General features: G+C 31.2%; 24 protein-coding genes. 20 read left to right on the top strand and 4 right to left on the bottom strand.

Translation table 11 applies throughout. The features are described from left to right. Together U9R23_07315 and U9R23_07310 are read left to right on the top strand one after the other, a co-directional pair. Positions 1 to 183: hypothetical protein (locus U9R23_07315; protein ID MEA3476230.1), on the top strand; the 183-nt coding region annotated here is incomplete at its 5' end. Positions 184 to 443: 260 nt separating this feature from the next. Then, positions 444 to 1,358, top strand: coding sequence for an endonuclease/exonuclease/phosphatase family protein (locus U9R23_07310; GenBank protein ID MEA3476229.1), 915 nt, complete (start codon positions 444 to 446; stop codon positions 1,356 to 1,358). Positions 1,359 to 1,416: 58 nt separating this feature from the next. On the opposite strand, the gene U9R23_07305 is transcribed toward U9R23_07310, so the two are convergent. The 4 genes from U9R23_07305 to cmk form a co-directional block, all read right to left on the bottom strand. Beyond that, positions 1,417 to 3,555 carry a 30S ribosomal protein S1 gene (locus U9R23_07305; GenBank protein MEA3476228.1) on the bottom strand — a complete coding sequence of 713 codons (2,139 nt, stop codon included), beginning with the start codon at positions 3,553 to 3,555 and terminating at the stop codon, positions 1,417 to 1,419. Between the two features lie 89 nt (positions 3,556 to 3,644). Beyond that, positions 3,645 to 4,475 (bottom strand): 4-hydroxy-3-methylbut-2-enyl diphosphate reductase, encoded by an 831-nt coding sequence (locus U9R23_07300; protein ID MEA3476227.1) that lies wholly within the window; start codon positions 4,473 to 4,475, stop codon positions 3,645 to 3,647. After that, positions 4,465 to 5,064, bottom strand: coding sequence for a lysophospholipid acyltransferase family protein (locus U9R23_07295; protein ID MEA3476226.1), 600 nt, complete (start codon positions 5,062 to 5,064; stop codon positions 4,465 to 4,467). Before U9R23_07295 ends, U9R23_07300 begins: the two co-directional genes overlap by 11 nt. After that, positions 5,061 to 5,756, bottom strand: a complete 696-nt coding sequence (gene cmk, locus U9R23_07290; protein ID MEA3476225.1) for a (d)CMP kinase — start codon at positions 5,754 to 5,756, stop codon at positions 5,061 to 5,063. Before cmk ends, U9R23_07295 begins: the two co-directional genes overlap by 4 nt. 144 nt (positions 5,757 to 5,900) lie before the next feature. On the opposite strand from cmk, the gene U9R23_07285 reads away from it, so the two are divergent. The 18 genes from U9R23_07285 to U9R23_07200 all read left to right on the top strand — a co-directional run bounded on the left by U9R23_07285 (position 5,901) and on the right by U9R23_07200 (position 23,698). Next, positions 5,901 to 6,974, top strand: a complete 1,074-nt coding sequence (locus U9R23_07285; protein MEA3476224.1) for an MraY family glycosyltransferase — start codon at positions 5,901 to 5,903, stop codon at positions 6,972 to 6,974. A gap of 2 nt (positions 6,975 to 6,976) precedes the next feature. Beyond that, positions 6,977 to 8,371, top strand: coding sequence for a hypothetical protein (locus U9R23_07280; GenBank protein ID MEA3476223.1), 1,395 nt, complete (start codon positions 6,977 to 6,979; stop codon positions 8,369 to 8,371). Then, positions 8,368 to 8,991, top strand: a complete 624-nt coding sequence (locus U9R23_07275; protein MEA3476222.1) for a hypothetical protein — start codon at positions 8,368 to 8,370, stop codon at positions 8,989 to 8,991. Before U9R23_07280 ends, U9R23_07275 begins: the two co-directional genes overlap by 4 nt. A 2-nt stretch (positions 8,992 to 8,993) precedes the next feature. Continuing rightward, positions 8,994 to 9,398: a hypothetical protein gene (locus U9R23_07270; GenBank protein ID MEA3476221.1), complete on the top strand. Its 405-nt coding sequence runs from the start codon at positions 8,994 to 8,996 to the stop codon at positions 9,396 to 9,398. A 1-nt stretch (position 9,399) separates the two neighbouring features. Then, the gene (locus U9R23_07265) at positions 9,400 to 11,592 is read left to right on the top strand and encodes a UvrD-helicase domain-containing protein (GenBank protein MEA3476220.1); all 2,193 of its coding nucleotides are present in this window, start codon (positions 9,400 to 9,402) and stop codon (positions 11,590 to 11,592) included. Between the two features lie 82 nt (positions 11,593 to 11,674). Further along, positions 11,675 to 12,724, top strand: a complete 1,050-nt coding sequence (locus U9R23_07260; GenBank protein MEA3476219.1) for a PorV/PorQ family protein — start codon at positions 11,675 to 11,677, stop codon at positions 12,722 to 12,724. A gap of 193 nt (positions 12,725 to 12,917) precedes the next feature. Beyond that, a complete protein-coding gene (locus U9R23_07255) occupies positions 12,918 to 13,838 on the top strand; it encodes a hypothetical protein (protein MEA3476218.1) in 921 nt (306 codons plus the stop codon). Between the two features lie 95 nt (positions 13,839 to 13,933). Beyond that, positions 13,934 to 15,010: a butyrate kinase gene (gene buk, locus U9R23_07250; GenBank protein ID MEA3476217.1), complete on the top strand. Its 1,077-nt coding sequence runs from the start codon at positions 13,934 to 13,936 to the stop codon at positions 15,008 to 15,010. A gap of 35 nt (positions 15,011 to 15,045) precedes the next feature. Further along, entirely contained in the window at positions 15,046 to 15,468 is a 423-nt protein-coding gene (gene tagD, locus U9R23_07245; GenBank protein ID MEA3476216.1) for a glycerol-3-phosphate cytidylyltransferase, read from the top strand. 198 nt (positions 15,469 to 15,666) lie between these two features. Further along, entirely contained in the window at positions 15,667 to 15,807 is a 141-nt protein-coding gene (locus tag U9R23_07240; protein MEA3476215.1) for a hypothetical protein, read from the top strand. A 14-nt stretch (positions 15,808 to 15,821) separates the two neighbouring features. Beyond that, a complete protein-coding gene (locus U9R23_07235) occupies positions 15,822 to 16,919 on the top strand; it encodes a glycosyltransferase family 4 protein (GenBank protein ID MEA3476214.1) in 1,098 nt (365 codons plus the stop codon). Next, on the top strand, positions 16,916 to 17,983 hold the full coding sequence (locus U9R23_07230; protein ID MEA3476213.1) for a glycosyltransferase: 1,068 nt from the start codon (positions 16,916 to 16,918) through the stop codon (positions 17,981 to 17,983). The genes U9R23_07235 and U9R23_07230 overlap by 4 nt, the downstream gene beginning before the upstream one ends. Then, on the top strand, positions 17,967 to 19,034 hold the full coding sequence (locus U9R23_07225; GenBank protein MEA3476212.1) for a glycosyltransferase family 9 protein: 1,068 nt from the start codon (positions 17,967 to 17,969) through the stop codon (positions 19,032 to 19,034). Before U9R23_07230 ends, U9R23_07225 begins: the two co-directional genes overlap by 17 nt. Before the next feature lie 68 nt (positions 19,035 to 19,102). Then, on the top strand, positions 19,103 to 20,257 hold the full coding sequence (locus tag U9R23_07220) for a glycosyltransferase family 4 protein (GenBank protein MEA3476211.1): 1,155 nt from the start codon (positions 19,103 to 19,105) through the stop codon (positions 20,255 to 20,257). A 240-nt stretch (positions 20,258 to 20,497) separates the two neighbouring features. After that, positions 20,498 to 21,649: a glycosyltransferase gene (locus tag U9R23_07215; protein ID MEA3476210.1), complete on the top strand. Its 1,152-nt coding sequence runs from the start codon at positions 20,498 to 20,500 to the stop codon at positions 21,647 to 21,649. Between the two features lie 20 nt (positions 21,650 to 21,669). After that, on the top strand, positions 21,670 to 21,897 hold the full coding sequence (locus tag U9R23_07210; protein ID MEA3476209.1) for a hypothetical protein: 228 nt from the start codon (positions 21,670 to 21,672) through the stop codon (positions 21,895 to 21,897). A 30-nt stretch (positions 21,898 to 21,927) separates the two neighbouring features. Beyond that, positions 21,928 to 22,812 carry a polysaccharide pyruvyl transferase family protein gene (locus U9R23_07205; GenBank protein MEA3476208.1) on the top strand — a complete coding sequence of 295 codons (885 nt, stop codon included), beginning with the start codon at positions 21,928 to 21,930 and terminating at the stop codon, positions 22,810 to 22,812. Then, on the top strand, positions 22,805 to 23,698 hold the full coding sequence (locus U9R23_07200) for a glycosyltransferase family 9 protein (protein MEA3476207.1): 894 nt from the start codon (positions 22,805 to 22,807) through the stop codon (positions 23,696 to 23,698). The genes U9R23_07205 and U9R23_07200 overlap by 8 nt, the downstream gene beginning before the upstream one ends. The last annotated feature ends 13 nt before the right edge of the window (positions 23,699 to 23,711 follow it).

Here is a 23,711-nt window from a genome sequence, read left to right as displayed (position 1 = left end):
TATTATAATTTTAAGGAACATAAATTAGTCTCGCAGGGAATAAATATTTATAGAGATTTGCATTGCTGGCAGTTAAGATTTACCTGGAGTAAGTCGGGTGAATACTGGTCATATAGATTTCAGATAAATGCAAAGAAATTGCCTGATTTAAAATTTCGGCATTCGGATAGAAAACATTGGTGATTGATATTTGCCACGAAATCACACAAAAAAACACAAAAAAATATTAAGATTAAAAAACTAAAAAATGAGTAATCGGATGAAAGGTTTATACCCCGACAAATTGTGATGCAACCGTCTGATTGCCAAACCTGAAAAGAGAATGAAAGTTAAAGATGGTTTTAAGAACAGATGTGCATCTCGGTTTATTGTAGCAACTGGATAAACCTGTTGCTACCCACATAGGGTAGATTTGGGTTTACCCCGGATCAAAACAAAGAGAAATGGATTTTCAAGGGAAATATTTAAAATTCTTAATAATTGGATTTTTACTATCTTGCCTTATTAGTTGCGGAGAGAACAATCCTGTTGAGAATACTAATGGTGAGGATACACTTGCTTTTGGCGAAGAAAGTACTTTAGAAATAGTTACCTGGAATATCCAGGAATTTCCGAAAAAAGGGCAGACAACCATCAGTAAAGTAGAAAAGGTTATCAGAGATTCAGATGTTGATATTTTTGCTCTTCAAGAAATAACAGATACTGCCTCACTTAATCAATTAATTGCTAATTTATCTGAATATGATGGTTTATATTCTGAAGATACTTATAATGGTTACTATCTAAAAACAGGAATAATTTACAAAAAGGATATGATAGAGATAACATCTTACAGCCAATTGTTTTGGGGAGATTGGTATGCTTTTACAAGACCTCCTTTGTTGCTGGAAATCATAGCAGAAAAGGATGGAAATCTTTTTGATTTTAATTTAATAATTTTACATCTAAAATCAGGTAGTGGATGGGAAGAGATTGATAGACGAAGGGCGGCTGCTTGCTCCTTGAAAAACTATATTGATGGAAAAGTCGCAATTGAAGAAGAAAAAGATTACATCGTTGCAGGCGATTGGAATGACGAAATTGACGACCCTGAAGAGGAAAATTCTTTTAATGTCTTTATTGCTGATTCAACAAATTATAAATTTTTAACCTGGCCTCTTGCTGGAAATCAATATTATGCTTCCTGGCCTCATTACCCCTATTACAGCTTAATTGACCATATACTAATTTCAAAAGATTGTTTTGATGAATTTGATAATGGAAGTATAGAAACATTAAGATTGGACGATAATATAATTAACTATTTTCAAATTATTTCAGACCACAGACCAGTAATGGCAAAATTTCCAGTTTTTTAAAAAGAAAAGGGAAGAAGTTAGCACCTCTCCCCAATCATTTGACCTTCGCTCAAATTCTCTAATTACTATTTTTTTCAGTTGCCTTTTGTTCTTTTAATTTTTTTTCTATTTCCTTGCGCTTTGCTTTAATCTTTTCAAGATGTGCGCTCACAAAATCATTTATTTCTTTCTCTTCTCTACCAAAAAAGAATGTTTTCACACTAAATATTAATCTTCTATTTTCTCTATCTACTTCAATCACTTTTACAGGTAATTCTTCACCGATATCAAATGCTAATTCAGAACTTTCCAATCCGGGAATCCCAAGGTGAGAAGTCGGGATAAAACCCTCTACTTCACTCTTAGTAGAAATCAATGCCCCTTTAGGAATTATCATGATAATTTTTACTGTATGTTCAGAATTAATTGGAAAATTTTCCTCAATATCTTTCCATGGGTCAGGTTTAAGCTGTTTAATTCCAAGAGCAATTCTCTGCATAACTTTATCAATTGACAGAATAACTACTTCAACTTTCTGACCTTTTTTTAGAACTTCGGATGGATGTAAGATTCGTTTGGTCCAGGACAGATCAGAGATATGTATCAACCCATCAATATCCTTTTCTACTTCAATAAAGGCACCAAAATTCGTAATGTTTTTAATTCTTCCAGTTATCTTGGACCCAACAGGATGTCTTACATCAATAGTAAGCCATGGATTTGGCTCAACCTGTTTAAGTCCTAATGAAATACGATGTTCATCTTTATCTACCGAAAGCACAATTGCATCAACGGAATCTCCAACTTTAAGCAGTTGTCTGGGATTTGATATCTGTTTTGTCCAGGACATCTCAGAAATATGTATAAGGCCTTCAACACCCTTTTCAAGCTCAACAAAAGCTCCATAATTGGTGATATTCGTAACCTTACCTGCAACCTTTGAACCTTCAGGATATTTAATCTCAATATTTTTCCAGGGATGTGGAACTAACTGTTTTAGTCCTAATGCTACTTTTCCAGCCTCTTTATCAAAGGAGAGGACTTTTACTTTAATCTTATCACCAATGTTAAGCATTTCCGAGGGATGTCCAATATGACCCCAGGACATAGCTGAAATATGAAGTAGACCATCTATACCACCAAGGTCAACAAAAACACCATATTCCATAATATTTTTTACAACGCCATCAATTTCAATTCCCTCTTTTAATTTCTCTAATAAGCCAGTCTTTTTCTTGGTTAGTTCTTCCTCAATAACAAATTTTCTTGAAAGTACGATATTCTCTTTTCTACGATTAAAGCTTATTATTTTAAAATCAAAATCTTTACCTACCAGATGGTCAAAATTTGGAAGGATTTTGGTTGAGACTTGAGAAGCAGGTAAAAAGGCATTTATTGAATTACAATCAACAATCATACCACCTTTTACTCTTTTTATGATTTTTCCACTAACCTTCTTACTGTTTTTATAGCACTCCGCTAATCCTTCCCAATGCCGTTGAAGGTCAGCTCTTCTCTTTGATAAATAAGGCCTTCCTCGCTTACCTTCTTTTCGTATAATGTATACCCATATTTTATTACCAATCTTAGCTTCTTCTGGGTCTTTAAATTCTGAAACTGAGATTATACCTTCCGCTTTAAAACCAATATCAACTAATACTTCATTTGAATCTACCCGAATAATAGTTCCTTCAACAACATTTCCAGATTTAACAGTTTCCATTGTCTTCTCATACATCTTGATTTGATTTTCAAAAGAGGATGTTTCAGATAGTTTGAATTTTTCAGATTGAATAGTTTCTTTTTCTAATTCCTGCTTATACTCAGTAACTGATTCTGGTTTCTCTTTTTTAGTTTTAACTTTTTTATTCTTCTTATCAATTTCTTTAGCTTTAGATTTTTTAACGACTTTTTCTTTTTGAACTGTCTCTTTTTCTTTAATATGAGATTCTTGAACAGTCTTTTTGACTGTATTATCAGCCGTTTTAGAAGATTCTTTGGTATCTTTTTCATCTTCTTTTTCTTTACTTATTCTTAAAGTTTTACCTTTAGATGTTTGAGATTTCTTGGGTGTTTGCTTAGAGAGTTTGGGCTCTAATTTTTTTCCTTTTTTAGTTCTCAAATCATTATCAATTTTCTTATTTTTTTTCTCCTTGTTCTCTTTATTTTCTGATGTTATTTTTTCTTTCGCTTTTCCTATTTTTACATTATCTTCCATACTTCCTCCAATTTTTATTGAGGATGCCTATTTATGACATTTACTTTCCAATTTTATCCTCTTAAATTAATTTTTATTTTAATATTTTACTACATATCGGAAATTCTCTTTTTAACTTCATTTATTATCCATTCTGGTGTAGAAGCACCAGCTGTTATTCCAACAGTGTCAACATTTTTAAACCATTCTTCTTTCAACTCTTCGGCAGTCTCAATATAATAAGTTCTACATTTCTCTGATTTTGCTATTTCTGCAAGACGAGCGGTATTTGCACTATTTTTTCCACCAATCACAATCATAATATCAGCAGTTTGCGCCAAATTTTTTGTTGATTCCTGTCTGAGTAGTGTTGCATGGCAGATAGTTTTTACAATATATAATCCTTTACATTTTCTGAGTAATTTTACTGCCAATCTCTCAAATTTATCTTCTCTTTGTGTAGTTTGGGCAATCAAGCCAATTTTTCTATCCACGGGCAAGCTAAAACTTTCTTCAGGATCTTCAACAATGATAGCGTTATCATCAATATAACTGAGAAGAGCAGCCACTTCAGGATGCTCTTTTTCACCTAAAATGACAAGTTGAAAGCCTTCCTTTGTCAATTTTTGGGCATATTCTTGAGCTGACTTTACAAATGGACAAGTTGCATCCACAATATTTACATTCTTATCTAATAATTTTTTGTAATCTTTAGATGTAATACCATGCGAGCGAATAATTATTGTCTCATCAGTAATATCATCAATATTATCTATAAAGCCAATCCCCAGCTTTTCTAAATATGAAACCATTTGTGGATTATGGATAATTGGTCCTAATGTTGCTGCTTTACTATTTTGTTGAGCGGTTTTAAGTGCAATTTTAATTGCTCTTTTTACTCCAAAGCAAAACCCTGAATGCTCAGCTAATTTAATTTTCATTGGCTTTAATGCTATTAATTGTATCCAAAATTTTTTGGGCAAATTTTTTATAATCCGGCTTCTCGTCTGCAACATCTTTATTCCATTCCAAGAAAAAGGGCTTATTGAATATGAAAGTTAAATTATTTCTCCCAAAGAAGCAATCTTTAAATCTGGTAATATTCAATATCTTAACAGGAAAAATCTTTGCATTAGATGCTAATGCAATTCTTGCAATACCTGGTTTAGCGGTAAAAGATTTCCTGCTCCCTTCAGGAAAAATTACAAGGGTCTTTTGTTTTTTGAGTAACTCCTCACATTTTTTAATACTGCTTCCGGAAAATCTATGCCTTCTAATAGGTATTGCATTGATTGATTTTAGGATGCTCCCCAAAAATTTATTTTTAAATAATTCCGATTTTGCAAGATAATAAGATTCAGTTGGCAAAACCGAGCCTAAAAAAGGTGGGTCAAATACACTTTGATGATTTGCGCAAACAATTCCTCCTTCTGTAAATCTAAGCTTTTCTAATCCAATAACTTTTAAATTCCATAAAACTTTCATTATTAGTAAAATTAATGAATGTATAAGTCTATAATGTAATTTCATTTTTTTAAAATATTTAAAATTTCTTTTACCTGCTCCTCAATTGTAAGGTTAGTAGTATCAATCAGAATTGCATCTTTTGCCTTTTTAAGAGGAGAAATCTTTCTATTACTATCTGTCCTATCGCGCCATTTTAGTTCTTCTTTAATTCTTTCCAATGAAATGTTATCAGTCGGCCATATTGCGGATTTGTTTTTCATTTCAAGAAATCTTCTTTTAGCTCTTTCGTTCAAAGAAGCAGTTAAAAAGAATTTGAAATCCGCATCCGGGAATACAACTGTTCCTATATCTCTCCCATCCATTATAATTGATTGATTTTTAGCGAGCATTCTTTGAAATTGCACCATTTTTTCACGAACAATCTTTTTCGTAGCTATAATTGAAGAATAATTAGTAATCTCAGAATTCCGAATTGCCATAGATACATCTTTTCCATTTAGCAAAATAATGTTTTCGTCTTTTTCAGAATTGTAAAGTATTTCTATATTAATTTTATCTAATATCTCTTTGAGTGCAGTTTCATTCTCTAAATCAATATTATTATCTTTTAAAAAGAGAGCAACTGCTCTATACATCGCTCCGCTATCAATATAGACACATTTCAGTTTTTTCGCTAACAGTTTTGCGGTTGTGCTCTTCCCTGAACTGGCAGGTCCGTCAATGGCTATTACGAATTTTTTTCTTTTATCTTTCATATAAGTTTTCAAAAAATTTTTTAATGATTTTTTTCGTCAACCTTTTATTTAAATTAAAATTTATCTACAATTAATGATAAAATAATTGACATAAAAAATTAGTATTTTTAGTTACAATAAATTATAAGAGGTTTAAAAAACTAAATGCATCATTTTATTTTGTTCCTTTTCGCATTCCTTTTTGTTTATTTTTTTACTTATTATGTTAGAAAAATAGCAATCGGGCTTAACTTTATTGATAAGCCAGAAGAAAGAAAATTTCATACAAAACCCACACCTCTCTTGGGTGGCATAGCAATCCTTTTTGGTATGATTATTTCTTTTCTTGCTTCCTATTATATCTGTCATAGTTTAATTCCTCCAATTACAGAAATATCTTATTTCTTTATTGGATTGTTTCTTGTTTGTCTACTTGGGCTATATGATGACTATTCTATGATGAGTCCATACATAAAATTCATTATCCAGTCTTTCATAGCATTGTTATTCATATTTGGAACAAAATTGACTAATATTTTAGGTTCACCTTTCATTACTATTCCAATATTACTACTTTGGATGGTTGGTTTAATGAATGCTCTTAATTTTTTAGACAATATGGATGGAATCACTGCTGGAATGGCTGCTATCCTGGGCGCAGGTTATTTTGCAACAGGAATCTTATCACATAATCATTTTCTTTCACTTATATCAGTAATCTTCATAGGATCTTGTCTCGGATTTCTTTTTCATAATTTTCATCCTGCGAAAATCTTTCTTGGTGATGCTGGAAGTATGCTAATAGGCTATACTCTCGCAGTTCTGGGTATTGCATTACTAAATCAAATAGTTATTATGAATTACACAGTGAATTTCACATCACTATTACCAATTTTATTACTTTCTTACGCAATTTTTGATATTTCATTAGTAAGTTTTACTCGCCAGAGAGATGGTAGAAATATACTTGAAGGTGGTAAAGACCACTCAACCCATAGAATCGGAACAGCTACCGGCTCCATAAGGGTAACTGCACTTATGGTATATCTTATTAATATCGTAATTGTTCTGATAACTGTAATAATCTTTAAAGTTAATAATCAATTTTTAACATTAGCAACAACGATAATTTTTGCAATAATTTTCCTGTTCTTTGGAGGGAAATTAGATAATATTCCAATTATAATCACACAAAATCAATTACGCAGGAAGCAGAGAAATTTACTTTCTAAAAGCTAAATATGAAAAAGTATGTAAGCATAATTTTTATTTCGGTCATCATATCTTGTACTAATCTTCCATATAAAACCGCTCTTAAAACTTACAGACATCAAGATTTTAAATCAGCAATTGAAGAATTTGATGGTTTTATTTCACACGAAGGCAATCCAGCCTTGAAAGTAAAGGCAAAATTTTACCGTTCAGAGTGTTATTATGAATTGGGAAAAATGGAGATGGAAAAAGAAAACTACAAAGCCGCAGCAGACCTTCTTTTTCTTGCCAATTCTGATAAGGCAGATAAGGGTTTAGATAATTGCTATTATGAAATTGCTACAAATTATATCCAAAAAAAGGATTATGATTCTGCTTACGATTATCTAAATGTTATAATTGATAATCTATGGGATTCTGAATTAGTCCCCGAAATTCTATATACAAAAATTAAGATAGAGTTTAAAATTAGAAATAATTCAGAAAAATCATACAAAATATACCAAACTTTGCAAGACAATTTCCCGGAAAGCGAACCTTTTCTATTATCTAAAACAATTGTTAATAAGTATATGCCAGCCTTTATTGAAGATGCCAAGAAAAAATGGAAGAATAATGAATTCAGCTCCTCTTTAGAGAGTTTATTTGAATATTTAAAGTATTCAGCAAATTATAAAAATGAGATCAGATTTCTTATTGGTAATGTTTACTTCTCATTGGCAGAAAATTTATTAATGAATGGTAAATTAATAGGAGCAGAGCAAAATTTTCGGCTATCTGAACAATATAATATCCAATTAACTCAGGCTGTATTAGATAAACTAAAACAGATTTGCTTATTTCATATTGAAAATGGAGATAAACTATTAGCACAAAGAAAAATTGATGAGGCAATAAATTCTTATAAAGCAACTTTAAATATTATAGAAAACTATGAATTGGCTTTAGAAAAAATTAGTTATGCACAAAACATTGCAGCAAATATTAAAAAAGCTAATGAATTAGTTATCCAGGGTGATAGATATTTTGAAGATAAGGAATATCAAAAAGCCATGGATATTTACACTAATGCATATCAATTAGACAAAATCTCATCCATAAAAAAAAAGATAAATAATTCATATACTTGGATAAGAATCACAACTGACCCAGAAAAATATGCTGTAGAACTTATAAAAAAGTATAATAATGGGGCTATTGTAAAGAAAATTGGAGAAGCTGAAAAGGAGGCATTTAAAAAATTTTCTCGTAAGGATATTAAAATTACTCACTGGCAAGTGTTTCGTTCACCTGCAAAAAATAGCTATGAAGTTCGATATTCAATTATCACTCCAGAGGATAATTATTTTCTTTTCTGGCTTGTTAAATTAGAAACTGGTAACATTATGGCATTAAATAAAGAAACTGAGGATTTTCTCAAATGAAAAGAATCTATCTGTCCAATTTTGTACTAGTGGTTTTAACAATATCACTTTTTGCAAATAATACTTTCGCATTAGAAAAAAATACTAACTTAAATAGTGATAAAAAAAATTCCATTATACCATTAGATAACAAATATGGTTGGGATTCAATATTAGAATGGAAACAATCACGAGAAAGATTTCGTCATGAATTAAAAATCTATGAATTATATAAAGAGAAAAAACAATCTCATCTTGCAAATTGTCTAAAATCTGTATTAGCGCCTGGTTGGGGACATTTCTCAGCTAAAAGCTATACCAAAGGAGAAGTATTATTAGGTTTACAAATATTCCTGGCTGGAAGCTCATTATACTTCTACGACAAATCTATGGATCTCTATGATAAATATAAAAATGCAAATCAAATAGATGATATGAACCAATATTATACAGATGCAAATTCTTCATATAAAACTTCTCAGATTCTGATAGGATTCTGTGCTATAGTTTGGGGATATACCATTTTAGATGTAGTTCAAGCAACAGAAAATTATAATCGGAATCTCTGGGAAAAGCTAAAATTAGAATATAAAGATGTAGAACTATCCCTGACTCCACAGGGAATTAGCATACAGTTTTAAAAATGAAAAATAAAATATTTTTATTAATTTTTGCAGCTTTATCAATTTTAATTTCGTGCTCCTTAGAAAGAAGTCCATTAGATCCAGTAATTTCTGGCAAATATCCGCCAGATATTGATACTCTTTGGTTTGCAAATGATAAAATCACACTTACATGGAATGTGGCATCTACAATAGGAAACGATAGTATTTATTATGCAAATGGATATTATATTTATGCAGCTCAGGAATATTACGGGAAATATGACCGCATCGAACAAAATTGTAGCAAAGAGGATACTACTTTCAGTGTGGATGAAGCTTGGCATACTTATAATTATATATGGTTTAAAGTATCCTCATATATTATTATCTATTCTGATACATTAGAAGGACATTATTCTGAGACTATAACTCGCCCATATTAACATGCTTACAAAAAGTAAGATTCTATCACCACTTAATGACAAACAGAGAGAAGCTGTCTTATGCACTAAAGGACCTGTTTTGATTCTTGCTGGAGCTGGTAGTGGCAAAACCAGATGTATTGTCCATCGGATTGCATATTTAATATCAGAAAAAAAAGTAATTCCACATAATATTCTTGCTGTAACTTTCACAAATAAAGCAGCAAATGAAATGAAGGAAAGGTTAATACACCTATTGGCAGGAGAGATTTCAACTCGCAATCTCTGGATAGGAACTTTTCATTCTATGTGTGCAAGAATTTTGCGGGCAGAATATTCACTGACTCCTTTAACATCAAACTTTACTATCTTTGACGAAGATGACCAGCTTCATATTATGAAAAATGTAATTAAAAAATTAGACTTGCCTGACACGAATTTCCCGGCAAAAAGGATATTAGAAATTATTTCCAATCAAAAAAATAATCTTATTGATTCTAAAAATTATCCTATTGATGAGAACTCTTACTACTCAAAAGTGGTTGCTTCAATCTATGAAAATTATCAAAAATATCTATTAGATAATAATGGACTTGATTTTGATGATTTGCTTTTATACACGGTTGACCTCTTTCAAAAACATTCTGAAATCTTGAAAAAGTACCAGAATAGATTTCACTATATTATGATAGATGAGTATCAGGATACAAACTTTGCACAATATCAATTTGCATACTTGCTTGCAAAATCCCATAAAAATATCTGTGTTGTAGGTGATGATGACCAGTCAATTTATAGCTGGCGGGGCGCTGATATTAGAAATATTCTTTCTTTTGAAGATGATTATGAAAATACTAAAAAAATCTATATGACACAAAATTATCGCTCTCCTGAGTTTATACTCTCTCCAGCTAACGAACTAATTTCTCATAATGAATTGCGACATAAAAAGGAGTTGTGGACCGCTAAAAAGAAGGGGAAAAGAATTAAATTATATGAAGTTCAAAATGGAAAGCATGAGGCTATTCTCATATCAAGAAAGATTCAAGAATTAGTTAAAAGTAAAAAAGCTAAGTGTAAAGATATTACGGTATTCTATCGTACAAATGCTCAATCAAGACTATTTGAGACACAATTTATTAAAGACCATATCAATTATCAGATTGTAGGTGGAGTTAATTTCTTTCAAAGAAAAGAAATTAAAGATATTTTAGCTTATCTAAAAGTGTTAGCAAATCCAAACGATAATGAGAGTCTCTTAAGAATTATCAATTTCCCTAAAAGAGGAATTGGAAAAGCTACAATAAGTAGGCTGCTTGATTTTGCTGCTCATAAAAATATTTCTTTGTTTAATTCTCTTCAAAAAATTGACAAAATAAAGGATTTGTCTTCTTCATTTTGCAATAAACTAAATTCCTTTTACTCCTTATTAGGAAAGTTCAAAAAAATATCAGAGACTCAACCAGTAAATTACCTTATTAAAAAAGTTGTGCAAGAATTGAATCTTATTGATATCTATCAAAAAGAAGAACTAATAAAAGGTGAAACCAGAGCCGATAATATAAAAGAATTCATTGCCTCAACTGAGGATTTTTATGCGAGTTATTTAAAAGAATATGGAATTGAGCCTAACCTTATTGAATATTTGCAAAATATTTCTCTTATATCTGATATTGATAGGACAAGCAATAAAGACGACCTTGTTTTCTTAATGACAATGCATAATGCTAAAGGCTTAGAATTCCCTTATGTATTTATTGTTGGTGTAGAAGATGGACTTATTCCTCATCGCAATTCAATGGAAAGCACTTTTCAGATTGAAGAAGAACGACGACTTTTTTATGTTGCTATGACCAGAACTATAAAGGAGTTAACAATTTCGCATGCAAATTCCAGACGCTTTTTTGATACTTATATTACAAATTTTCCATCACGGTTTCTAAATGAAATTAGTGATGAGTATTTTGAGAAATTTATACTAACTTCAGAATTAGATAAAGAGTATCCGGATAGTTTCTATCAATTTAACAAAAGAAAAGTTGACTGGAAAACCAATCATTCTAAATTTAGAGTAGGACAAAGGATTTCACATCCTGATTTTGGCAAAGGGATGATTTTGTCCATTAAAGGTGATGGAGATTTGACAAAACTTACCATATCTTTTGACAGTGGTGAGTTAAAAAGAATAATTTCAAATTATGTAACAGTATTATGAAGGAATTAGCTACCAAGACACGCCCGTTCTCCGTCCCGATATAATCGGGACTGCGAAGGGTGAAAAGGAACAAAGGATAAATATGGATTCTAAATCTTTAAAAAATAGTGTTAAAAGATATTTTTCTAATAATCTTAGTGTCTTTATGACTTCGTGGCAAAATCACTACAAAATATTGGTTATCGTATTAACTTTTCTTTTTGCTGCAAATCTCTCAGCCGAAAAGTATGCAGGTGCTTTTCTAAACCTCGGTGTAGGGGTGAAAGCAAGAAGTATGGGTAATGCATTTGTATCAATCGCAGATGACCCGACTTCAATTTATTGGAATTCTGCAGGAATGCAATACTCAAAAGATATAAGTTCTATTATTATACATTCTGAAGAATATGCTGGCAATCTTAAATACGACTCTTTTGCACTCATATATCCATTTGATAACAATACACATATAGGACTTTTACTCACAAGAATGGGTATCTCTGGAATTCCATTAACTAAATTAGAAAATGACACACTACCCTGCTCTCCAGAAAATCCTCCCAAATTAGATAAATACGTAAGCGATGCAGATTATGCCGGATATATTGCATTTTCATCAATGCTCTCATCAAAAGTATTGTGGGGAGTTAGTAGCAAAATCATTTATAAAGATATCGGGAATATTTCTGCATCAGGATTTGGTTTAGATATTGGTTTGATGTTACAAGCAAGTAAGAGTTTCAGGTTTGGAATAAATATAAGAGATATTTTTGGAACTCCAATCTGGTGGAATAATGGTAATACAGAAAGAGTGAACCCAAATATTTTCGCGGGAATGGGAATAGACTTTGCTTTTCCGATTCTTGTCAAACCTGCAACTTTATCTCTTCAATCAGATATATTTTTTGAGGGGAGAAAATCAGCAGCTCAATTGCATTATAAAAATGTAAGTGCAGATTTCCATGCAGGATTAAAAATTAATTTCTCTAAATTCTTAAAATTATATGCTGGATTTGATAGAAAATATCCTACTGCAGGTGTTGAAATTTCATATAAGCAGTTTAGTTTAAATTACGCTTTTCAAAATAATAATGATTTAAGCAATTGTCACCGTATTTCCCTCGTAGTAAAATTTTTAAAAATAAAAAATTGACAAAGAATTTTTATGAATACTTTTTTGGTATTGTAGTTCTTCATTAATGTATTCGTCTTTCAATTATCTTTAATTCTGATTATATATGTGATTTTCATTTTCACTCCGATTTATCGGGGTATGAGTAATGGGTAAATAGTTTATAAAGGTTATATTAAAAATAATCCCGATTTATCGGGAAAAGGAGATACTGATGAAAAAGTTAGTGTTGTTAACAATTTCCTTACTTTTGTTTAGCTCATTAGCATTAGCGCATGAGGCAAGCATTTATTATCCAACTACTATAGAATTACATCAGAAATTCTGGCATCTTAACCAGATAAGGCTCTATTGGACAGGTGATGACTATGCAGTTGATTTAGATTTGACACCAGTTGTTGCAGGAGGTGCATTAGGTGTTAAGGCAGCATGGAAAAGTCTTAATTTATTTCACTCAAGAATTTCTACTTTGAAATCTATTGATTTAGCAATCGGAAAAATTGTATATCCTTTTGGCGATGTATCAAGTTTAGCTTCTAAAAATATAGGCATACTGCAGCCAAAGACTTTTGATAGTGACTTAATGGCAAAGCTATCTGGAAACATCTGTAATACACACAAGTTAATCTTTTACTGGGCTGACCCGGGTGACCCATTAAGTTTTTATACTTCTGATGCTGGCATGGGTTTTGGATTTCGTGCAGCCACAACCTATATAAAAGGTGCTGATATTGGTGCTTCTCTCAGAATAAGGAATGCAATCAGCGATACTTATGATGCTCTCACTGATTGGGGTTTTGATATAGGTTATACTTTGAACGATATGGTAAAATTAGATTTTCAAACTTTCAATCTTGATGATGGCGATGATAATACTGATGACCTTGACCTCTGGTTTCTTGCCACTTATGTTCCTGGATTTAATGCTCCTATCTTAAACAAAGTTACCCCGTATGGAGGGTACTTCTCAAAGAGTGGAATGGAAGAGTATAATATGATAGTTGGAGTTAATATTCAACCTAAAGAAAATGCATTTGTTAAACTTGAATATAATCTTGATTCTCTTGATAAAGGCGAAGTCGGTTATACTAATACAAGTGATGCTTTATCCATACAGGTTGGCTTTACATTCTAAACATTTATTATTAAAAACCCCCGATAAATCGGGGGTTTTTTTTTATTGACCAATTTTTCTACATCATTTCAAATATGTAAAAAATTGGAGGAAATATGCCTAAATATCGTATTCTGGTAATTAATCCTGGTTCCACTTCAACTAAAATTGCTGTGTTTGATGATAGTGAGTTAGTATTTCAGAAGAACTTACAACATAACCCGGAAAAACTTGCAAAATTTGGTGAGTTAATTAACCAATTTAAATTTAGAAAAAATATTGTGGAACAATCACTTGAAGAGAATAATATCCACATCTCTTCTATTCATGCAGTTGTAGGAAGAGGAGGATTGATTCGTCCTGTCCTGAGTGGAACCTATAAGATAAATAAAAAAATGCTTGCTGATTTAAAAGATAAGTCCTTTTGGGGACGAACACATGCTTCAAATTTAGGCGCATTTATAGCAAAATCTATTGCTGATGAAATTAGTGTTCCCTCATTCATTGTAGACCCTGTAACTGTGGACGAGATGGAAGATATTGCAAGAATATCTGGTGTACCAGAAATTGAAAGACAGAGCTTATTCCATGCATTGAATATAAAATCAATAGCGAGAAAAACAGCAAAAAAAATTGGGAATCCTCTTGAGGAATGTAATCTAATTGCAGTACATATGGGAGGTGGTATTAGTGTGGCAGCAATGAATAATGGTAAAGTAGTAGATGTTAATAATGCACTTTTAGGTATGGGCTCATTTTCACCACAAAGAGCAGGTGCGCTGCCGTTACAAGGAATAGTCAATCTATGCTACTCTGGAAAATATACAAAGGCTGAAATAGAAAAGAAATTCTGTAAAAAGAGCGGGCTTATTGCTTATTTAGGTACAGATAATGGGATAGAAATTACAAAAAAAATTGAACAAGGTGACAAAAGATTTGAACAGATTTATTCTGCAATGGCATATCAAATTTCAAAAGAAATAGGAGCATGTGCAACAGTTCTAAAAGGCAAAGTAGATGCCATATTCCTAACAGGCGGTTTAGCATATGATAAACATCTAACCAGATGGCTGAAAGAGAGAACTGAATTTATTGCTCCGATTTATATTTTCCCAGGTGAGGGAGAAATGGAAGCAATGGCTGAAGCAGGAATTAGAATTCTTGCAGGAGAAGAAAAGGCTAAGGAATATTAATTAGCGATTGAACTTAAATTATACAAGTAGAGTCAATGAAAAAAGTAATTACCTATGGAACATTTGACCTGTTCCATTACGGACATTTAAGAATATTAGAAAGAGCTAAACAGCTTGGAGATTATTTGATAGTTGCAGTTTCAACAGATGAATTTAACGCTGTAAAAGGGAAAAAATGTGTCTATCCTTATGAACACCGCTCCAAAATTGTTAAAGCAATAAAATATGTTGATAAGGTTATTCCTGAAGAGAATTGGGAACAGAAAATAGAAGATATTAAAAAATATGATATTGATGTTTTTGTAATGGGTGACGATTGGGAAGGAAAATTTGATTTTCTTAATCATTATTGCAAGGTGTTTTACCTAAAAAGAACAGATAGCATTTCAACAACTGAAGTAAAAAAAATGAATGAGTCCATTCTAAAAAGTCAGATCAGTATGATGAGAAACCGTTAAAATGGTTATTGCCAAAATAGGTTTTTATTAACTTCTCATAGGTTAAAAAATCGTAACTGTTTCCCTAAAGATCTGTCTTTGGCATGAAACAGTTTATCCAATTTAGAAGAAATTTCAGAATATTGCATTTTTGAACATTTTTATAGTAAACTCATAAATATTTAACAATATATGATATGCGATATGAAGGGTAAGTAATTGAAAATTAGTGGATTTTCCTTTGTCCGTAATGGAATTAAATTATATTATCCTGTTATTGAAATGATAAAATCTATCCTGCTGATAGTGGATGAATTTATTATTGCCATTGCCAAAGGTGATGAAGATAATCAAAACTAAAGATATATAATAAAATGAATATATTATTTTCAAATTCTATTGGAAAAAGAAAATGGGGTGGTGGCGAAAAATGGATGGTTAAAGCAGCAAAAGGTTTAGCAGAAAGAAATCATAATGTCTTTCTTGGTTGCAAAAAAAACTCCATCTTAATGGAAAAAGCAAGCAAAGAAGGAATAAAAACTGTTGGCGTTAATATACATTCTGATTTTAGCCCTACAAATACTTACAAAATAAAAAAATTCTTATTAACGAACAAGATTGATGTTTTGATTTGCAATTTGAACAAGGATGTCAGAGCAGCAGGATTGGCAGGAAGATTGGCAAAAACTCCTCTAATTTTCGCAAGGCATGGGATTCAACTTTGTGGTAAGAAATTAAAACATAAAATCACATTACTCAATTTAACAGATGGAATTATCACAAATAGCCAAACAATTAAAGATGCCTATATGAAATATGGATGGTTTAATGATGATTTTGTTAAAGTAATTTACAACGGAATAAAAACGAATAAAAATATTCCTAATTATCCTATTGAAGAAGAATTACCTTTTACAAAAAATAAAAAAATTATTCTCAGTGCAGGAAGATTATCTAAACAAAAAGGTTTTATCTATCTTATCAAAACAGCAAAGATTGCTAAAAAACACAACAATGATTGGATTTTTTTGATTGCCGGAAAAGGAAAACTAAAAAATAATTTGCTCCAAGCAATAAAAGATGATGGCTTAGAAAATTATGTAAGACTAATAGGCTTTTATGATGACTTTTTCCCTATATTAAAAATATCAGATATCTTCATACTTCCATCATTATTTGAAGGGATGCCAAATGTTGTAATGGAAGCGATGTCTGTTGCTAAGCCTGTGATAGCCACGGATGTAAATGGCACTCGTGAACTTATGATAGATGGTGAGACTGGTTTTATTGTGCCACTTAAAAATTCACAAGCATTCTATAATAAGTTGTCTATCCTACTTTCTGATAAAGAATTATGTAGAAGAATGGGCAAAGCAGGTAAAAAAAGAGTTGAAACTAAATTTACTTATAAAAAAATGATAGATAATTTAGAATCTTTTCTAAGTGAAAAATTACAAAAAAAAGCAAAATGAGATTGCTTTTTGTTTGTTCAGCAAAAATCTGGGGGGGAAATGAAAAATGGACATCAATGGCAATGAAAGAGCTAAACAAAAATCACAAAGTCTTTCTTTGCTACAGAAGAAAAGAATTGGGCGATAAGTTCGGGAAAAATATCTACAAATTTACCGCACCTTTTTTAAATTTGTTTGACCCAATTACATATATTAAACTATCAAGATTTATCAGAAAGAAAAAAATTGATATTATAATTTCTACAAAAAAAAAAGAATATTTTATATGTGGAATTTTAGCAAAACTGTTCAGAATAAAGAATGTTTTGCGTTTGGGAATCGTAAGAAAAATGAATTTCCCAATCTGGCATAAATTGGTTTATAATATACTCTGCGACGGAATTATAGTCAATGCCCATAGAATAAGGCAAAACTTAAACAAATATAAATTTATTGATTTGAATAAGATTAAAGTTATCTATAATGGTATAGAATTAAAAAATAATTCTAAAATACCCTCAAAAACTGCAAATGGATTCTCTATCTCAAGTGTGGGAATGTTAACAAAGCGAAAAGGTTTTCATCTTTTGATTGAATCGCTATCCAAACTCCCCCAATCATTAAAAAATAATATAAAATTAAATATCGTTGGTTCAGGAAGAAGTGAAATAATGCTAAAGAATCAGGTAAAAAATTTGGGATTACAGGAAAAGGTTAAATTTTGGGGATTTATGGAAAATCCGCTAAAAATTGTAGCAGATACAGACTTGTTTGTGTTGCTGTCCGCAAATGAGGGTATCTCTAATGCATTGATTGAGGCAATGATGATAGGAGTTCCTGTTCTAACTTCTGATGCTGGTGGCTCAGTCGAATTCATCAAAAATGGGGAAAATGGATTTCTAACACATTCAACTAATCCTGAGAAAATTGCTAAACTCTTGGCTGAAATCATCAAAAATCAAAACAAATTATCTGAAATTGGTAAGACTGGGTGCACAACAGTTAAAAATTTATTCTCCCCAGAGAATATGAGATGCCAGCTGGAGGAATTTCTATATGAGGTAGTAGATGAGACTTCTTCTTAAGGAAATCAAAACTTATTTTAAGCGACTGTTTAAGAAATGCATCTTCATATTGATGGAATTTTTTGTAAAACCGCGTCGGGAACATCATCTATCAGAGGACCCCTCAACAATTTGTATTATTGCTCAAGAAAAGATTGGAGATTTTATCTTACTGACACCTCTTTTTCCATTATTAAAAAAGTATTTTCCCAACATTTATATCACTGTTCTTGCTTCTAAATATAATCATAAACTTTTCTCTCAATTGCCAGATGTTGATGAAGTCATTTGTCCGAAATTAAACTATTGGCAATTCTATAAGGAAATAAAACATCGCAAATTTGATATTTTATACAATCCCAAAGACCATTCATCAAGAACATTTTTAATCTTAACGGCAATAATTAATGCGAATTATAAAATTGGATTAAAAGGCTTCCACAACCAAAAGTTTTATGATTATCTTTTTGATATACCATTTCATACTTATATTGTGGAAAAAAATCTTTCAATTTGTAAACTTTTCAATATAAGAATTACCGAGGAAGTCTTAATACCTAAGCTGCCCAAACCGAAAAATAACCAGATTGAAAAATATTTTCAAAGATTTAAGAAGCCTTTAGTCGGCATAAATCTTTCAGCAGGAAGCAAATTCCGTGAATGGAAAGAAAAGAAATGGCTGCAATTCTTTGAAAATATTTCAAATCAAGATGCATCCTTCTTGCTCTTTGGGATGCCTGATAAAAAAGATATAATGAAAAGGATTTCAAGTAGATATAAAAATGTATATATAATGAAAAAAGTGCGAGATATTATTAAACTGAATAGCTATATATCTCATCTGGATTTAATGGTTACGCCCGATACCTCCATTTTGCATCTTGCACATATTAACAACATTTCAACTATAGGGTTATTCCAAAAAAATGTTGATAATATCAAAAGATTTTATAAAGAAAATAAGAAAATGTATATTATCTCCAGTCCAACTAATGATATTAACAGTATTCCAAATTCCATTGTTGTAAAAAAATGTCGTTCTATAATTAACAACATATTAACCATTATTTAAGAATCAAAAACAATACTTTCAATGAGAAGCAAAGTATAATTTATATAAGCGGTATGGCTGAAAGATAAATGAAAATTCTTATATTATCTGAAGATTTTCCACCAAATATAGGTGGTATTGTACAATGGGCAATGGGCGTTGCAAAAAGTCTTTCTAAAGCTGGACATACTGTTACCTTGATGACTCGTTATTTTCCAAAATATGGAAAAATTAAATTGTCTAATGTAAATTTTGAAGTTATTTATATAGATAAAAAGTATTGGAAAAAATTAATGTCTTATTATTGGAACACTTCACTTAAGAGTCACTTAGAGAGTAATCAAAAACCGAGTATAATTATTGCCACAACATGGAATTGTGCACGAGGAGTAGTAAATTATTGTATGAAAAGTATGATACCTTTAATAGCCGTAGCTCATGGGTTGGATGTTACTCGTAAAATGACTTATTTAAAAAAATTCTGGTTGCGATACACTCTTACGAGAAGTAATTATATAATCGCTGTAAGTAGGTTTACAAAAAACTATTTATCGGCAAAGCTAGGTATTCCATCAAAAAAGATTTATGTTTTTCCTAATGGTGTGGATATTAATAAATTTTATCCAAAAGTAGAAAAAGAATATTTACATAAACATCATTTAGAAGGTTGCAAAGTAATATTAACCTTGTCCCGTGTGATCGAAAGAAAGGGACATGATGCCGTAATAAAAGCTTTGCCACAAGTAATCAGAAAAATTCAAAATGTTAGATATTTAATATGTGGACCATGGCACGAAAAATATTATTTACTGTTAAGGAAATTGATAAATCAATTAAAATTAAAAAAATATGTAATTTTTACAAATAAACTATCAGATGAAGAGTTAAATATTTACTATAATCTTGCAGATGTTTACATTATGCCAAGTAGATATGATAAAAAGACAGGTGATTCAGAAGGTTTTGGAATTACATATTTAGAAGCAAATGCTTGCGAAAAGCCTGTCATTGGTGGTAGATCCGGTGGTGTTGAGGATGCCATTGTTGACGGAAAAACAGGATTTTTAGTCAATCCAATGGACATTGATGAAATCGCAAACAAACTTATTCTACTGCTTGAAAATTCATCATTAGCAAATAATATTGGAAGACAGGGAAGAAGCAGGGTTCTAAAGCATTACACATGGGATGTAATTACAAAAAAAATGGAGGAATCAATCTTTTTAAAAAAATATGAACTATAATTAACTAAAAATCTTAATTATATGAAACATACATATCCCGAAAAAAAATCGGACCACCCCATTAAATAGGAAAAGATTTAACGGGGCAGGCAAAGGAGTATGAAAATAACACACCCCTCGGCTGAAGCCGTATCCCCTCTTGATAGAGGGGAATTTCTAAAAATCCCCTCTTAAGAGGGGTGGATCCCGATTTATCCCCCAGCTGGCGGACGGGGTGTGTAATCTGCGTGCTATTTTTATATGAAAATAATTTATCTGAATAAAATAAAATTCCCCTCAAATATGCCAGCAACTGTATTTTCAACTTTCAATGCTTATGCCTTTGCACAAAATGGAGTTGAAACTTATTTTATTGCCCGCAAAAATATCATCGGAACTCCTAAAAAAGTATTAGAACAATATTTTGATGTAAAGCAACTTCCCAATTTTCATATTAAACTTTTCTCAGCAAAATTTTCCAGATATGAATCCAACGAGTTTTTGTACTTAAGAGCGATAAGTTGGATTGTCAAAAAACATAGAAGTCTGAATTTTGATTATATAATAACTCGGGACCCGGCATTTTTGCCATACCTCTTTTTACTAAAAATACTAACAAGAATAAAAATTGTATATCAATCACATAACTTTTATGTTGATTTAAAAAAGAGACCTGATCTGAATCCAGCCAATAGGATTAAACATCATATTTTGGAAAGATTATTTATACCATTTTTGGATGGAATGCTAACTTTACAAGAACCACAGAAAGAACTCTATCAGCAATATTTCAAGATACCAATATTTGCTGGACATCCGGGACTTATTAAGATTCAAAATACTCCTATAGATAGATTTATAAAAAAGCAGATAGCATATATTGGAAGTTTTCAAGCTTTTAAAGGAGTAGAATTGGCAGTAAATGCTTTTGCAAAAGTGAGAAAAAAAGATTGGCAACTTCTCCTAATTGGTGGAAGAGATGATAAAGAAATACTGTTTGCAAAGAAATTATTAAAAAAATATGGGATAGAAAATCAGAGTAAAATTACTGGCTGGCTTAGTTATCTTGAATTAAAGAAATATCTTTCTAAGGTTTCAGTTGGTATTTTGCCCTTAAGAGACACTTTTTACAACAGATATTTAACAGCACCTTCCAAACTATTTGACTATCTTTCATTTGGAATACCGATAATTGCTTCAAACCTTCCATCAATTCGTGATTTCACAACAAATGGTAGAGACGGCTATCTTGTTGCAGCTGATTCTGTTAATGAATTCTCCAATGCAATGAAGAAAATATTACAAGATAGACAGAAATATGAAAAACTTTCTGAAAATGTTTACAAAACTGCAGAAAGATTCTTATGGGAAAAATGCGGAAAAAAAGTAATTAATTTTTTGGAAAAATTATAAGAAAACCAAGGTGATTTATAATGAAAAATATGGTACAAAAAATTTTTAGAAAAAAGATTAACTATTATGAAAAAGAAGCAAGAATTAATAAGAAATTTAAAAGAGAAACAATAATAATTCATCACTATTGTCCCCATACTTTTAATGCTGGGGACCATTTTGTAATTCAGTCAATTAGAAAAAATCTAAAAAAATATCTGCCCAATGCGATTTTTATTCCAAAAGCGTGTGCAATAAATCGTGGATGAGGAGCTCCTTTTCGTCTTCAAAAAGAAAACATTGGGTTTAGTAATAAATATGCGGATGCAGTAATTGTTGGAGGAAGCGATAATTATAAAAACTGGTCATTAAGAATTAATGGAAAAGAGATTCAAAAATTACATCCACCTTTATTTCTTGTAGGGCTTGGTATCGCATCTAATAATTTAAATGAGCCACCTTTAATAGAAAAGAAAAAATATTTAGAAGACATCTGTAAAACTAACAAAAAAGCTTTGGTTTCTACGCTCCGAGATGATGCAACATTAGACTTTCTAAAATCCATTGGAGTCACAAAAGCTATTCTGACTGGATGCCCATCCCTTTATTTAGACGAGAATAAAAAAATGCATTTCAACGACGACTCAAATATCATACTTACTTTTCCTTTTCCAGTAAATAGAAAGAAACTTTCTCAACGGTATAAAAAATTATATACGATTATCAGCCAAATTATGAAATATTTTAATAATAAGAAAATCGTAATCTCCTGCCATGATGACAGAGATGTACCCATTGCTTCCGAGTTATTCCGCCAAAATCAGATTTTTTTCTCCAACTATGTTGATGATTACTATAAATTATATAGACAAGCAACTATGGTTGTGGGTTCACGACTTCATGGCACACTTTTATCTGCATCGGTGGGCACCCCCTTTCTAAACATAAATGTTGACTTAAGAGGTCAGTCATTCACAAGAACATTCTCTTTAGAAAATTGGAATCTGGATTATAATGAAAACAATATCCATGAAAAAATTGTCACAAGAATTGAAAAAGTCTTTTCTGGTGACTTATCCCCGTTTGATAACTTCCTGAAAGTTAAAAACAAAATGAAAGAAGTTTTTGATGAATCAATGAAAAAGATAGCCGATGAGATAAACTACAGAATTTCAAATGAGTAAATTAAATAGAGCAAATAAAAAAGCCAACATTTTTCAAACATTAAAGCTTTTCTTTCTTTTATTTGAACATTCCTGTGTTTTTGCGGGTAAAACTACAGGGGGAATTGGCGATGCTCTTATGACCACTGCTCAAATTAGATTGATAAAAAACAGATTTCCACAAAAGAAAATTGTGGTTGAGACAAAATATCCAGAACTTTTTGTTAATAATCCTTATGTTTATTTTGCTGTAAACAAGCATATTATGAAAACAAAAAGACACATTAAAAGATACTACATTATTGATTCCAATCATCGTGAACATATTCTTAAGCAGGTTATAAAAAGTACAGGCTTGGAAGTTAAAAAATTTGATTTGCAGTTAGACCTATTTTTTTCTGGGGAAGAGATAAGATGGCAAAAAGAAAACCTTAATTTTCAATACATTTCAATTTGCCCATCTGGGAAGCAGGACTTCTGTGCTAACAGAAAAGAATGGGGTATTGATAATTTTCAGAAAGTTGTAAATATTTTCTCAGATATGAAATTTGTTCAAATTGGCGGCAGAGAAACCCCTCTTTTAGAAAATGTGATAGATAAACGAGGATTACCAATTCGTAAAAGTGCTGGAATCATTAAGCAAAGCTTATTCTTTCTTGGCTTGGAGGGTGGACTTATGCACCTTGCATATGCTGTTCATACACCTGCTATTATAATTTATGGAGGATTTATTTTGCCAGAAAGTTCTGCTTATCCAGAAAATATTACTATTTACAACAAAGTTGACTGCTCTCCTTGTTATATTTCGTATCAAAGAATGACAGATTGCCCAAGTATGAAATGTATGAAAGGCATCTCTCCTGAATTTGTTATTGGAAAAATTACTGAGATGCTGGAGAGAGTCTAACAGCAGAAAAATA

The sequence above is a fragment of the Candidatus Cloacimonadota bacterium genome, from assembly GCA_034722995.1.
Taxonomy (GTDB): domain Bacteria; phylum Cloacimonadota; class Cloacimonadia; order JGIOTU-2; family JGIOTU-2; genus JAGMCF01.
The sequence above is the reverse complement of the archived record's forward strand: the minus strand, read 5'-3'. Positions and strand labels throughout refer to the sequence as shown.